General features: G+C 60.9%; 11 protein-coding genes. 9 read left to right on the forward strand and 2 right to left on the reverse strand.

Annotated features, from left to right (window positions below; translation table 11 throughout):
* Positions 1-43: 43 nt before the first annotated feature.
* Positions 44-733, reverse strand: a complete 690-nt coding sequence (locus HKK55_RS10585; RefSeq protein ID WP_169354614.1) for a response regulator transcription factor — start codon at positions 731-733, stop codon at positions 44-46.
* A 115-nt stretch (positions 734-848) separates the two neighbouring features.
* On the opposite strand from HKK55_RS10585, the gene HKK55_RS10590 reads away from it, so the two are divergent.
* The 5 genes from HKK55_RS10590 to HKK55_RS10610 all read left to right on the forward strand — a co-directional run bounded on the left by HKK55_RS10590 (position 849) and on the right by HKK55_RS10610 (position 8948).
* Positions 849-1541, forward strand: a complete 693-nt coding sequence (locus HKK55_RS10590; RefSeq protein WP_169354615.1) for a response regulator transcription factor — start codon at positions 849-851, stop codon at positions 1539-1541.
* Positions 1519-2877: a HAMP domain-containing sensor histidine kinase gene (locus tag HKK55_RS10595; protein ID WP_169354616.1), complete on the forward strand. Its 1359-nt coding sequence runs from the start codon at positions 1519-1521 to the stop codon at positions 2875-2877. Before HKK55_RS10590 ends, HKK55_RS10595 begins: the two co-directional genes overlap by 23 nt.
* 219 nt (positions 2878-3096) lie before the next feature.
* Positions 3097-4341 carry a multidrug efflux RND transporter periplasmic adaptor subunit MexE gene (mexE, locus tag HKK55_RS10600; RefSeq protein WP_169354617.1) on the forward strand — a complete coding sequence of 415 codons (1245 nt, stop codon included), beginning with the start codon at positions 3097-3099 and terminating at the stop codon, positions 4339-4341.
* A 15-nt stretch (positions 4342-4356) separates the two neighbouring features.
* A complete protein-coding gene (locus HKK55_RS10605; protein ID WP_169354618.1) occupies positions 4357-7536 on the forward strand; it encodes an efflux RND transporter permease subunit in 3180 nt (1059 codons plus the stop codon).
* A complete protein-coding gene (locus HKK55_RS10610; protein WP_169354619.1) occupies positions 7533-8948 on the forward strand; it encodes an efflux transporter outer membrane subunit in 1416 nt (471 codons plus the stop codon). Before HKK55_RS10605 ends, HKK55_RS10610 begins: the two co-directional genes overlap by 4 nt.
* A gap of 87 nt (positions 8949-9035) precedes the next feature.
* On the opposite strand, the gene HKK55_RS10615 is transcribed toward HKK55_RS10610, so the two are convergent.
* Positions 9036-10052 (reverse strand): AraC family transcriptional regulator, encoded by a 1017-nt coding sequence (locus HKK55_RS10615; protein ID WP_169354620.1) that lies wholly within the window; start codon positions 10050-10052, stop codon positions 9036-9038.
* A 168-nt stretch (positions 10053-10220) separates the two neighbouring features.
* Between HKK55_RS10615 and efeU the strand changes: the two genes are divergently transcribed.
* Genes efeU through efeO (HKK55_RS10635) form a run of 4 tightly spaced genes read left to right on the forward strand, consistent with a single transcriptional unit; the run spans position 10221 to position 14451 of the window.
* Positions 10221-11069 carry an iron uptake transporter permease EfeU gene (gene efeU / locus HKK55_RS10620; protein WP_169354621.1) on the forward strand — a complete coding sequence of 283 codons (849 nt, stop codon included), beginning with the start codon at positions 10221-10223 and terminating at the stop codon, positions 11067-11069.
* A 10-nt stretch (positions 11070-11079) separates the two neighbouring features.
* Positions 11080-12282: an iron uptake system protein EfeO gene (efeO, locus tag HKK55_RS10625; RefSeq protein ID WP_169354622.1), complete on the forward strand. Its 1203-nt coding sequence runs from the start codon at positions 11080-11082 to the stop codon at positions 12280-12282.
* 13 nt (positions 12283-12295) lie between these two features.
* Positions 12296-13606, forward strand: a complete 1311-nt coding sequence (gene efeB / locus HKK55_RS10630; protein ID WP_169354623.1) for an iron uptake transporter deferrochelatase/peroxidase subunit — start codon at positions 12296-12298, stop codon at positions 13604-13606.
* 26 nt (positions 13607-13632) lie between these two features.
* Positions 13633-14451: an iron uptake system protein EfeO gene (efeO, locus tag HKK55_RS10635; RefSeq protein ID WP_169354624.1), complete on the forward strand. Its 819-nt coding sequence runs from the start codon at positions 13633-13635 to the stop codon at positions 14449-14451.
* Positions 14452-14462: the final 11 nt, after the last annotated feature.

Below are 14462 nucleotides of genomic sequence, written 5' to 3' on the forward strand. Positions count from 1 at the left end.
GAGAGGTGCCTGGCAGAGCGTTCGCCGGCAGATAAACTTTTGTTTAATCGCGGGTTGCGGTGCCCTCGAAACTGTAGCCGGCGCCAGGAACAGTTCTGATCAGCGAGTACTCAAAGCCTTCATCCAGTTTGCGGCGCAGGCGGTGAATGTGTTTGTCGATCACGTTGTCGTTGGGGTCGAAGTCGTAATCCCAGGCGCTGTCGAGCAGCATGTCGCGGGTCACCACCTGGCCGCTGTGGCGCATGAGTTTTTCCAGCAGCAACGTTTCGCGGTGTTGCAGGACAATCACCCGCCCCTGGCGCACCGCGGTGCGGGTCGCGCAATCGAGTTGCAGCTCACCGACTTCCAGGGTGCGCGCCGGGTTGCCAGGCTGATCGCGGCCACGCAGCAAGGCATCGAGCCGGGCCAGCACTTCGGCGAAGGCATAGGGTTTGCCCAGGTAATCATCGCAGCCGGCTTGCAGGCCTTCGACCTTGTCCGCCGTCGAGGACTGGGCACTGAGCATCAGCACCGGCACCCGCCGCTGTTGCGCGCGCAAGGCCTTGACCAGGCCGATACCGTCCAGGCCCGGCAAGCGTCGGTCGACAATCAACGCATCGTGAATACCTTCCAGGGCCATGCCCAAACCGCTGTTGCCGTCGCTGGCAACGTCGACGACATGCCCGCCCTCCGTCAAGCCGCGCAGCAGGTACGCGGCGGTCTGGTCATCGTCTTCCACCACAAGAATGCGCAAAGAGGCGCCTCCAACAAAAACTAAACTTTAATTTATCCTGCGGGAACGTGGCACCGCAGTAGGCTTTGCCACACTATGCCATCTCTGCCCCGAAGACGTGACCGGTTCCCTTGCCATGACCCATGTTCTGGTCGTCGAAGACGACTTAGCCACTGCCCGCGAAATAGAAGCCGCCCTGTGTGACCACGGCTTCACCGTCACCCTTGCCGACAACGGCCGCGATGGCCTGTTGAAAGCCTTGAGCGAACCGTTCGACCTGATCGTGCTTGACCGCATGCTGCCGGGCGGCGTCGATGGCCTGGGCGTGCTCACCGCCTTGCGGGCCGCAGGCACCGCGACACCGGTGCTGATTCTCAGCGCCTTGAGCGCCCTCGACGAGCGAGTCCGTGGCCTGCGTGCCGGTGGCGATGACTACCTGACCAAACCCTTTGAATTCATCGAATTGACCGCCCGCCTCGATGCCTTGAGCCGGCGCCGCGCCGAGCCGTCGGCACCTGTCCAGGAGACTCGGCTACGGGTCGGCAACCTGGAAATCGACTTGTTGCGCCGCACGGTGCGCCGTGGCGAACGCATTGTTGACCTGGTGCCCCGGGAATACGCGCTGCTCGAACACCTGATGCGTAATGCCGGGCAAGTCATCACCCGCACCATGCTGTTTGAAGCCGTGTGGAACTACAGCTACGACGAGCGCACCAACGTCATCGAAGTCCACATCGGCCGCTTGCGGCGCAAGATCGATGGCGAAGGCGATGGGCAGATGATCCACACCGTGCGGGGAGCCGGCTATGTCCTCCGTTCGCCTGAGTGAAATACCGCGCACCATCAGTTTCCGCACCGGATTGCTGTTTCTCGGGCTATTCGGCTGCTCGTTCCTGGCCTTGTTCGGCTACATCTATTGGCAGACCGCGTTTTACCTCAAAGGCGAAGCCGACGCCGCGCTCTACCAACAAGTGGAGAACCGCAGCGCACAAGCGCCCGAGGTTCAGTTGCAGGAAATCCGCAACCATGCGGTGCAAGACGTCGAAGGTCGCTTGCCCCATAGCCTGTTCGATGCGCAAGGAAAGTACATTGCCGGGGTGATCCGTGAATTGCCTGACTTTGCGACCTACGACAAACCCCAGGAGTTTCGCTGGCTCAAGAGCAGCGGCCACCACCGCCCCGTGCGGTTCATCGCGCACCGCTTGGCAGACGGCAGGATCCTGCTGGTCGCCCAGGACATGCACGATATTCGCGAGTTCGACGAACTGCTGATCAATGCGCTGATTTCCGGCGGTGTGCTGTTGCTGGTAGTCGGCCTGATCGGTGCGGTGGTGCTGGGGTTTTCCGCCCACCGGCGTCTGGACAAGGTCAGTCGCTCCATCAAGGGCATCATTGAAGGCGACTTGACCGGCCGGCTGCCGATCCAAGGCAATAACGACGACATCGACCGTCTCGCCTCGGTGGTCAACGGCATGCTCGACGAACTGGAGCGCCTGATGAGCGAGGTCAAAGGCGTCTGCGATGACATCGCCCACGACTTGCGCACCCCGCTGACCCGACTGATCGCCGGCCTGGAGCGCGCCCAACGACGCGGCCTGGACCAGGCGCAATATGCCGCCAGCATCGACTCGGCGCTCACCGAAGCCAAGGGCCTGCTGTTGACCTTCAAGGCGCTGCTGCGTATTTCGGAAATCGAAAACAGCGCCCGCCGCAGTCACTTCGCCCCGGTGGACTTGAACCTGATCGCCGCTGATGCGGCGGAGCTCTACGAGCCGCTGGCCGAAGAGCGCGGCATCCGCCTCACCGTCGACAACAGCCAGGCCCCAGCGGTGATGGCCGGTGATCCGCAACTGTTGTTTGATGCACTGTGCAACCTGCTGGATAACGCCATCAAGTTTTCACCGGATCACAGCCATGTACGCCTGAGCGTCATTGCGGACGGGGCCGTCGTGGGAATTCGCGTGGAGGACAACGGGCCGGGCATCCCTCAAGCCGAACGTGAGGCCGTGCTGCGCCGGTTGTATCGAGCGGAATCCAGCCGACATACACCGGGCAACGGGCTCGGCTTGAGCATGGTCTCGGCGGTAGCGCGGCTGCATGATATGCAGCTGACGGTGAGCGATGCGGCACCGGGGTGTCGAGTCGACCTACTGTGCAAGGAATAAAGGCCGACTGCACATGCCCGATAATGTTCCTTGCGCCTTCTGCAACAGTCTTTTGTTATCAGCCATATTGATAGCACCCTAACGAAAGCCCCATCCTAGAGGGCTCGATTCGCGCTTATATCATTCCGAATGATAGTTACCTTTGTTTCATTCGATTCGTGAGATAGCACCTCGCCGAGCATGATCCGCCCATCTCAAATACATTGGCGGATGCACCTCATGGAACAGTCACTCAAACATTTGCGCTATCCCCTGGCCCTCTTGGCCGTGCTGGTGATGAGCGCATGCGGCAAGACCCCTGATCAAGCGGCCGCCATGCCACCGAGCAAAGTGAGCGTGGCAAAAGTCATTGAACAACCTGTCAACGAGTGGGATGAGTTCACCGGCCGCCTGGAAGCCCCAGAGACCGTACAGATTCGTCCGCGCGTGTCCGGCCAGATCGACCAGGTAGCCTTCACCGAAGGTGCACTGGTCAAGAAAGGCGACTTGCTGTTCCAGATCGACCCGCGTCCGTTCCAGGCCGAAGTGCGCCGCCTCGAAGCCCAGCTAGCCCAAACCCGTGCCGCCGCGACCCGCAGCGATAACGAAGCCCAACGCGGCGAACGCCTGCGCCAAAGCAACGCGATCTCTGCCGAACTCGCCGACTCGCGCACCACCGCTGCCCAGGAAGCCCGCGCCGCTGTTGCCGGGATCCAGGCGCAGTTGGACGTGGCCAAGCTGAACCTGAGCTTCACCCGCGTCACCGCGCCCATCAGTGGGCGTGTCAGCCGTGCCGACATTACCGCCGGCAACTTGGTGACCGCCGATGTCACGGCGCTGACCAGCGTGGTCTCCACCGACAAGGTCTACGCCTACTTCGACGCCGATGAACGCGTGTACCTCAAGTACACCGAACTGGCTCGCCAAGGCCGCCGTGGCGCCACCACGCCGGTGTACCTGGGCCTGTCCAACGAGGATGGCAACCCGCACCTGGGCCAGATGAACTTCGTCGACAACCAGGTCAACCCAGCCACCGGCACCATCCGTGGTCGCGCCGTGTTCGATAACACTGACGGGCGCTTCACCCCCGGCCTGTATGCACGCCTGAAACTGGTGGGCAGCGGGACCTACTCCGCCGTGCTGATCAACGACGAAGCGGTCGGTACTGACCTTGGCAAGAAGTTCGTGCTGGTGATGGATGGCGACAATAAATCGTCGTACCGCGCCGTGGAACTGGGGCCAAAGATCGAAGGTTTGCGCATCGTACGCAGCGGCCTGAACAAGGACGACACCATTATCGTCAAGGGCCTGCAGCGGGTTCGCCCGGGATCGCCGGTAGCCCCGGAAACCATCCCGATGGCCAGCAAGGAAACCCTCGCCGCATTGGCACAACAACGACAAGCGCTTGAAGCCAGCAACCTGGAGCAAGTGGCGCCGGATAAAGCCGCGCCCAAGCTCGCCAGTACAGCGACTCCACGCGGTTAAGGGACAACACTCAAGATGAATTTTTCCCAGTTCTTCATTTCACGGCCGATCTTCGCAGCGGTGCTGTCGCTGTTGATCCTGATCGCCGGCGCCATTTCGCTGTTCCAGCTACCGATCAGCGAATACCCGGAAGTAGTGCCGCCTACCGTGGTGGTACGCGCCAACTTCCCGGGCGCCAACCCGAAGGTTATCGGTGAAACCGTTGCCGCTCCCCTGGAGCAAGCCATTACCGGCGTCGAGAACATGCTGTACATGTCCTCGCAGTCGACGGCTGACGGCAAGATCACCCTGACCATCACCTTCGCCCTCGGCACCGACCTGGATAACGCCCAGGTGCAGGTACAGAACCGCGTCACCCGGACCCAGCCCAAGCTGCCGGAAGAAGTGACCCGGATCGGTATCACCGTAGACAAGGCCTCCCCCGACCTGACCATGGTTGTGCACTTGACCTCACCGGACAAGCGCTACGACATGTTGTACCTGTCCAACTACGCCATCCTCAACATCAAGGATGAACTGGCACGCCTGGGCGGCGTGGGTGACGTGCAATTGTTCGGCATGGGCGACTACTCCCTGCGGGTATGGCTGGACCCGAACAAGACCGCTTCACGCAACCTGACCGCCACTGACGTGGTGACCGCAATCCGTGAGCAGAACCGTCAAGTGGCCGCCGGTGCCCTGGGCGCTCCGCCTGCGCCGAATGCCACCAGCTTCCAATTGTCGGTCAACACTCAAGGCCGCCTGGTCACTGAGGAAGAGTTCGAAAACATCATTATCCGCGCAGGCGATAACGGTGAGATCACCCGCCTGAAAGACATCGCACGGGTAGAACTGGGCTCCAGCCAGTATGCCTTGCGTTCGTTGCTCAATAACCAACCGGCGGTGGCGATCCCGATCTTCCAGCGTCCGGGTTCCAACGCCATTGAGATCTCCAATGAAGTGCGCGCCAAGATGGCGGAGCTCAAGAAGAGTTTCCCTGAAGGCATGGATTTCAGCATCGTCTATGACCCGACCATCTTCGTGCGTGGCTCCATCGAGGCGGTGGTTCACACCCTGTTCGAAGCACTGATCCTGGTGGTGCTGGTGGTGATCCTGTTCCTGCAAACCTGGCGCGCCTCGATCATCCCGTTGGTGGCGGTGCCGGTATCGCTGATCGGTACCTTTGCGGTCATGCACCTGTTTGGCTTCTCCCTCAACGCCCTGTCGCTGTTCGGGCTGGTATTGGCCATCGGTATCGTGGTGGACGACGCCATCGTGGTGGTGGAGAACGTCGAGCGAAACATCGAGCTGGGCCTGCAACCGTTCGAGGCCACTAAAAAGGCCATGAGCGAAGTGACCGGCCCGATCATTGCCACGGCGCTGGTGCTGTGTGCGGTGTTTATTCCGGCGGCCTTCATCAGCGGCTTGACTGGGCAGTTCTACAAACAGTTCGCCTTGACCATTGCCATTTCGACAGTGATCTCGGCCTTCAACTCGCTGACCTTGTCCCCTGCCCTGGCCGCTGTGTTACTGCGCAGCCATGACGCGCCGAAGGATCGCTTCTCGAAAATCCTCGACGGGATCTTTGGTGCCTGGTTGTTCCGCCCGTTCAACCGCTTCTTCGATAAAGCCAGTCATGGTTACGTCGGTACCGTACGCCGGGTAATTCGCGGCAGCGGCATCGCGCTGTTCCTGTACGCAGGCCTGATGGTGCTGACCTGGTTCGGTTTTGCCCACACCCCGACCGGTTTCGTGCCGGCCCAGGACAAGCAATACCTGGTGGCCTTCGCTCAATTGCCGGACGCCGCGAGCCTGGACCGCACCGAAGACGTGATCAAGCGCATGTCTGACATCGCCCTGAAACAGCCGGGCGTGGAAAGCGCCGTAGCGTTCCCGGGCTTGTCGATCAACGGTTTCACCAACAGCCCCAACAGCGGCATCGTCTTTGTGACCTTGAAGCCGTTCGACGAACGTAAAGGTGCGGGCATGTCGGCCGGGGCGATTGCCGGCGCACTGAATGGCAAGTACAGCGACATCCAGGAAGCCTACATGGCGATCTTCCCTCCGCCGCCGGTACAGGGCCTGGGCACCATTGGCGGGTTCCGCCTGCAAGTTGAAGACCGTGGCAACCTGGGTTACGACGAGCTGTACAAAGAAGTGCAGAACATCATCACCAAGAGCCGCACCGTGCCGGAACTGGCCGGGTTGTTCACCAGCTACACGGTCAACGTGCCGCAGGTCGATGCCGCTATCGACCGGGAAAAGGCCAAGACCCACGGCGTGGCGATCAGCGACATCTTCGACACCCTGCAGATTTACCTGGGTTCGCTGTATGCCAACGACTTCAACCGCTTCGGTCGTACCTATCAGGTCAACGTGCAGGCTGAGCAACAATTCCGCCTGGATTCCGAGCAGATTGGCCAGTTGAAAGTGCGCAACAACAAAGGCGAGATGATCCCGCTGGCGACCTTTATCAAGGTCAGCGACACCTCGGGCCCGGACCGCGTGATGCACTACAACGGCTTCATTACCGCCGAGATCAACGGTAACGCGGCACCGGGCTACAGCTCCGGCCAGGCGCAGATTGCCATCGAGAAACTGCTCAAAGACGAGCTGCCCAACGGCATGACCTACGAGTGGACCGACCTGACCTATCAGCAAATCCTCTCGGGCAATACCGCGCTGTTCGTGTTCCCGCTCTGCGTACTGCTGGCGTTCCTGGTACTGGCCGCCCAATACGAAAGCTGGAGCCTGCCACTGGCGGTGATCCTGATCGTACCGATGACCCTGCTGTCGGCCATCACCGGGGTGATTCTCTCCGGCGGCGACAACAACATCTTTACCCAGATCGGCTTGATCGTACTGGTGGGGCTTGCCTGTAAGAACGCGATTCTGATTGTCGAGTTTGCCAAGGACAAACAGCAGGAAGGTCTCGATCCGCTCGCCGCGGTACTGGAAGCCTGCCGTCTGCGTCTGCGGCCGATCCTGATGACCTCGTTCGCTTTCATCATGGGCGTGGTGCCTCTGGTGTTCTCCAGCGGTGCCGGTGCCGAGATGCGTCATGCCATGGGCGTGGCGGTGTTCTCCGGGATGATCGGGGTGACCTTCTTTGGTCTGCTGCTGACGCCAGTGTTCTACGTACTGATCCGTCGTTTCGTCGAGCGCGGCGAAGCCCGCAAAGCGACCAAGGCCTTGACGCTGGAGACACAGCAATGAGCGTGAAAGTGTTCCTGCCAAGCCTACTGGTACTGGCGCTGAGCGCCTGTGCCGTGGGCCCGGACTATAAAACCCAAACCCCGGAGGCAGCCAATATCACGGCCGCCGCCGACGCCAAACAGTATGACCATGCAAAGTTCGAAGGCATCTGGTGGCAGCAGTTCGACGACCCAACCCTCAACCAGTTGGTGACGCAATCCCTGCAAGGCAACCGTGACCTGCGCGTAGCGTTTGCCCGCCTGCGGGCCGCACGAGCGATCCGTGATGACGCCGCCAATGACGTCATGCCAGTGATCACCAGCCGTGTCAGCAGCGATGTGGGTAAAGGCCAGATCCCTGGCCAGACCACCAAACGCGTCAACAGTGAGCGTTACGACCTGGGCCTCGATATGGCCTGGGAAGTGGACTTGTTCGGCCGCATTCGCCGTAACCTGGAAGCCAGTGACGCTGACCAAGAGGCCGCCGAAGCGGACCTCTATCAACTGCAAGTCACCATGATTGCCGAGTTGGTGGACGCTTACGGTCAACTGCGGGGTGCGCAACTGCGCGAGAAAATCGCCGTGGCTAACCTGAAGAACCAGGAAGATTCGCGCGGCATTACCGTCAGCCTGCGGGATGCCGGTGTCGGCGATCAGCTTGACGTGGAGCGTGCCGACGCGCGCCTGGCGGCGGTAGAAGCCAGCGTGCCGCAACTGCAGGCCGAAGAAGTGCGCGAGCGTAACCGCATCGCCACCCTCCTCGGCCAGCGCCCGGACAAATTGACCGTGGACCTGAGCCCGAAAGACCTGCCGGCGATTGCCAAGGCCTTGCCGATTGGTGATCCGGGGCAACTGCTGCAACGTCGCCCGGACATTCTCAGCGCCGAACGCAAACTGGCCGCTGCCACCGCGCGGATCGGCGTGGCCAAGGCCGACCTGTTTCCACGGGTCAGCCTCAGCGGCTTCCTCGGCTTTACCGCCGGGCGTGGCTCGCAGATCGGTTCGGCCGCCGCCAATGCCTGGTCCCTGGGCCCGAGCATTACCTGGGCTGCATTTGACCTGGGCAGCGTGCGGGCGCGTTTGCGTGGCGCCGATGCTGAAGCCGATGGCGCCCTGGCGACCTACGAGCAGCAAGTATTGCTGGCTCTGGAAGAGTCGGAGAATGCGTTCAGTGATTACGGCAAACGCCAACAGCGCCTGGTCTCGCTGATTCGTCAGAGTGAGTCCAGCCGCGCCGCTGCGGACCTGGCCGAGATTCGCTACCGCGAAGGCACCGTGGACTTCCTGGTGCTGCTGGACGCTCAGCGTGAGCGCTTGGCGGCCGAGGATTCCCAGGCCCAGGCCGAAGTGGATCTGTATCGCGGCATTGTTGCGATCTACAAGGCGTTAGGTGGTGGTTGGCAGCCGGACACCACGGTGGCCAGCGCAAAGTAATCTGAAGAGCTCCTTTGGTTGGTCGCATCCAACCAATTTTTAGCCCCATGCCTCATTCGGTCGTGGGGCTTTTTTTTGCCTGGTGTATCAGTTGGCTTCGTTGAGAATCAAGCTGCGGTAATGCCCCGGATTGGACCCCGACCACTTGCGAAAGGCCTTGTAGAACGAGCTTACATCGGCAAATCCCAGGCGGGTGGCGATGTCGGCAAAGCTGATATCGGCCTCGGCCAACCAGACGACGGCCAGTTCTTTACGCACACTGTCCTTGAGCCCCTGATAAGTCTGGCCTTCTTCCGCCAGGCGACGGCGCAAGGTGGACGCCGACATGCACAGGCGGGTGGCCAGGCTCTCGGTTTCGGGCCAGGTGTCGGCAGGCATCTTGCGCAGATCGTTCTTGATGCCCATGGCCAGGCTGTCGGGGTCGCGGTATTTAACCAGGATGTTAGCCGGCGCACGAGCCAGGAAGCGCTTGAGTTCTTCGGCGCTGCGCTTGATCGGCAAGTCGAGGCAGTCAGCGGAAAAAATCATCCGCGTGCGTGGCCGATCAAAGCGCAGGTTGTCGGAGAACATCACCTGGTAATCGTCACAGAACGGCGGCGGCGGGCAGCGCAGCTCAATGGCGAGGATCGGGATGCGCCTGCCTACCAGCCAGCACGCCACACCGTGGACGATCATCCAATAGGTAAAGTAGGTAAACGCCCGCTTGGGCTCCGGATCGGGTTCCAGCAGCACGATCTCCGCCAGACTTTGCTGGCGCACCAACTGGGCAGGCAAGTGGTCAAGCATCAACGACAGGAAGCCCAGGCCGGTCTCCAGGCCAGCCCCAAGGCCAATCTGCGCCATGGTCGCGCGGCAGAGGAATTCCAGGCTGCCGGACTTGAGTTTGCGCGGGTCCATGCCGAAAAACTCATCGTCCATGCGCCGTGCCAGCAAGCGCCATAGCCGTGCATAAGCCATGGCCGGGACGCGGGCAGCCGGCCGTTCCAGCAGCGCCGGATCAATTCCGACTTTGTTCAGGACTTCATAGGTCGCCGCACCTGGGGCACAGCTCTGTAGCAGGGCTTCGCGGACCAGATGGATGGAGATGGTGTCTTTTTCCGCCATGACGTGTGAGGTAACCCGGTTGTGCTGGAGATGTCGGCCATCATAGTGGGCGCAACGCCTCACCACCACCGTTCAGCCGCCGTTCAGTAAACGTCAATAATAGCTGTTTAGTAATGAGTATCATTATGTTACAAATTAGCATCCTATCTAATTACGATTCGGTGCCGAATGCTTGTTCCATTTCTAATCATGCTGCGCGAAGGGATTGAAGCGGCACTGATCGTTGGCATTATCGCCAGTTACTTGAAGCAGACAGGCCGTGGCCAGTGGATGCCAGCCGTATGGATCGGCGTGTTTCTCGCGGCCGCGCTGGCGTTGCTGGTCGGTGGTGGCCTGGAATTGATGAGTGCGGAGTTTCCGCAAAAGCAGCAGGAACTGTTTGAAGGTCTCGTGGGCCTGGTCGCCGTGGGCATTCTCAGTTCCATGGTGTTCTGGATGCGCAAAGTCGCGCGCTCCATCAAGCATTCCCTGCATCAATCCCTCGATCATGCGCTGACCGGCTCCAAACACCAGGTCACGGCCTTGATCGCCATGGTGTTTTTCGCGGTGGCCCGGGAAGGCCTGGAAACGGTGTTCTTCCTGCTCGCGGTGTTCCAGCAGAGCGAAGGCCCGGCCGCGCCCATCGGCGCCCTGCTCGGCCTGATCCTGGCGATCATCGTCGGCTTCCTGATCTATACCGGCAGCATGCGCCTGAACCTCGGTGCGTTCTTCCGCTGGACCGGCCTGTTCATTCTGGTAGTGGCCGCCGGCATCCTCGCCAACTCGGTGCAGGCGCTGCATGAAGCCGGGGTCTGGAATCACCTGCAAACCGTCTTGTTCGACTTTAGCGCCAGCCTGCCCATGGATGGCCCGCTGGGCTCCGTGCTGGCCGGGATGTTCGGTTATCAGGATGCGCCGACAGTCAGTACGTTGGGTGCCTACCTGATCTACCTGGTGGTAGCCCTGGTGATGTTCTTCCTGCCAGCGGCACCTGCCAAACCGGCCGCCAGTAGCACTTCTTCCGTTTCCAGCCAGTAAGGACCGTCTCTTGTCCAGCCAATCCCCTCAACCCGCCTCGCCTCCCCGTGCCCTGCGCTGGGCGGTGGCCGGCTCGGTGGTCGTGATGATCGCCGCCGGTGGCCTGTTCTACTATGCCTCGCAACTGGCCGCTGCCAAGCGCCAGGTTAACCACAACGAAATCGCTGTGACCATCCACGCCCATAGCTGCGAACCCAACGCGCTGACCGTCCCGGCAGGCCGTGCCAGCTTTCGTATCATCAACCGCTCGGACCGGGCGGTGGAGTGGGAAATCCTCGACGGTGTGCTGGTGGTCGAGGAGCGGGAAAACATCGCTCCAGGCCTGAGCCAGGTGATCAACGCCAACCTGTTGCCGGGCGATTACGCGATCACCTGCGGCCTGCTGAGCAACCCGCGTGGCACCTTGCATGTGACACCAACCGCCGAGTCGGACGCCCAAGCCAAGGCCAAGCCATCAATGGTGGCCTTTATCGGGCCGCTGTCTGAGTTCCGCGTTTACCTGAGCAGCCAGGGCGGCGCACTGATCAAAGCCGTCAGCGCCCTCGATCAAGCCATCGAAGCCGGTGACCTGAACCAGGCTCAGGCGCTCTATGTACCGGCCCGCGAGGCTTATCAGCGCCTGGCACCTGCCTCGCAACGCCTGGCGGAACTGGATAACGCCATCAACGCCCGTGCCGATTACTTCGAAAAGCGCGAGCAGGACCCGGCGTTCAGCGGTTTCCACCGCATTGAATACGCACTGTTCCAACAACGTAGCACTGACAACCTGACGCCGATTGCCCAGCGTTTGCTGAGCGACGTCACCCACCTCAAGCAGCAGTTGCTGGCCCAGTCACTGCCACCGGAACAACTGGTGAGCATTCTGGTGCGCAACCTCAACAGCCTGGCCGACGTTCGCGCCGCCAGCGGCGAAGAGGAGCGCTACAGCCATATCGATCTCAACGGTTTTGCCGCCAATCTGGATGTCTCCCGCAAGGTGGTCGACCTGATGCGGCCGCTGCTGACCAAATCAGCCGCGGACCTGCTGCCCGGGATCGACAGCGCCCTTACCGCCTTCGACGCCGAACTCAATGGCTTGAAAGTCGGTAATGGCTACAGCACGTATGACAGCGTCACCGTCGATCAGCGCAAGCAGATCGCCGACAAGGCCAAGGCTCTGGCCGTTGCACTCGATGGAATCGATCCGGCCCTTGGCCTCTCCGGCCTACAGTGAAGACCCCAGTTAAATGAGTGATTCAGATCAGTGCTCCTTCAACCCCCAGCGTCGTCGCGTATTGCTGGGCATGGCCGCCACCGGTGCGGCCATTGCCGGCAGCAGCCTGAGCTGCCCGGCAATGGCCGCAGGCGCCGCCCAAGTCACTACCGCGCCGAGCAGTGAAAAGACTCAGGACCACCACGACTTCCACGGCAAGCATCAGACCGGCATCGTCACCCCGCGCCCCGCGTGCGGCATGCTCGTTTCCTTCGATGTGCTGGCCAGTGACCGCGAGGACCTTACGCGGTTGTTCCGTACCCTGAACGAGCGGATCAGCTTCTTGATGACCGGAGGCACCGTACCGCAAGTCGATCCGAAACTGCCGCCTACCGACTCAGGGATCCTCGGGCCGGTGGTGACGCCGGATAACCTGACCATCACCGTCTCGGTAGGCGAGTCGTTGTTTGATGAGCGCTTCGGCCTGACCAGCGCCAAGCCCAAGCGCTTGATCCGTATGGTCGGCTTCCCCAACGATGCCCTGGAACCGGCCCAGTGCCACGGCGACTTGAGCCTGCAGTTCAGCTCCAACACCCCGGATACCAACATTCACGCCCTGCGCGACATCGTGAAAAACCTGCCGGACCTGCTGCTGGTGCGCTGGAAACAGGAAGGTAGCGTACCGCCTCAGGCCCCCGCCCGCCCCGGCACGCCGGCACAAAGTGCGCGCAACTTTCTCGGTTTTCGTGACGGCTCGGCCAACCCCGACTCCAACGACAACAAGACCATGGACCAGATTGTCTGGGTCCAGCCCGGCAGCGACGAACCCTCCTGGGCGGCCAATGGCAGCTACCAGGCCGTGCGGATCATTCGCAATTTTGTCGAGCGCTGGGACCGCACCCCATTGCAGGAGCAAGAAAGCATCATTGGTCGGATCAAGGCCAGTGGCGCGCCCATGGACGGTCAGAAAGAAACCCAGGTCCCTGATTACAGCAAGGACCCGGAAGGCAAGTTGACCAAGCTCGATGCCCATATCCGCCTGGCCAACCCGCGTACCCACGAGACCCAGGCCAACCTGATCCTGCGCCGGCCGTTCAACTACTCCAATGGCGTCAACAAAAACGGTCAGTTGGACATGGGGCTGTTGTTCATCTGCTACCAGGCAGACCTGGAGAAAGGTTTTATCAGCGTACAAACCAGGCTTAACGGCGAGCCTCTGGAGGAATACCTGAAGCCGGTCGGAGGCGGTTACTTCTTCACCCTGCCGGGCGTTACCGGGCCCCAGGATTTCATTGGGCGCACGTTGCTGGATGCCACGCACCCGCAAACCACTGCCAATACCTAAAACAAACCCACAGCGGAAACCGTCCCATGAAAAAGTCGTCTCTCGCGTTGTCGTTGTTAATGACCTTATCTCCGCTGGCGGCCTTTGCCGCTACGGCACCACTGGACCTGGTTGGCCCGGTGTCGGACTACAAAATCTACGTCACCGAAGAAATCGGTGAATTGGTAACCCAGACTCAGGCGTTCACCGACGCCGTAAAAAAAGGCGATCTGGCGACTGCCAAGAAGCTCTACGCACCGACTCGCGTCCACTATGAATCCATCGAGCCGATCGCCGAGTTGTTCAGCGACCTCGACGCCTCTATCGACTCCCGAGTCGACGACCACGAGAAAGGCGTAGAAGCCGAAGACTTCACAGGCTTCCACCGTATCGAATATGCGTTGTTCTCCAAGAACACTACCGAAGGCCTGGGCGCCCTGGCTGACAAACTGAACAGCGACGTCAAGGACCTGAAGACCCGCGTCGACGGCCTGACCTTCCCGCCAGAAAAAGTCGTCGGCGGTGCCGCCGCATTGTTGGAAGAAGTTGCTGCCACCAAAATCTCGGGTGAAGAAGACCGCTATAGCCACACTGACCTGTATGACTTCCAGGGCAACATCGACGGCGCGAAGAAAATCGTCGACCTGTTCCGGCCGCAGATCGAGAAGCAAGACAAGGCGTTTGTCGCCAAAGTCGACAAGAACTTCGCCGCCGTGGACAAGATCCTGGCCAAGTACAAGACCAAGGATGGTGGTTTTGAAACCTACGACAAGGTCAAGGAAAACGACCGCAAAGCGCTGGTCGGCCCGGTCACTACCCTGGCCGAAGACCTGTCGACCCTGCGCGGCAAGCTTGGCCTGAACTGAGGCTGGAGTGC

Origin of the sequence: Pseudomonas sp. ADAK18 (assembly GCF_012935695.1) — a bacterium.
Taxonomy (GTDB): Bacteria; Pseudomonadota; Gammaproteobacteria; order Pseudomonadales; family Pseudomonadaceae; genus Aquipseudomonas.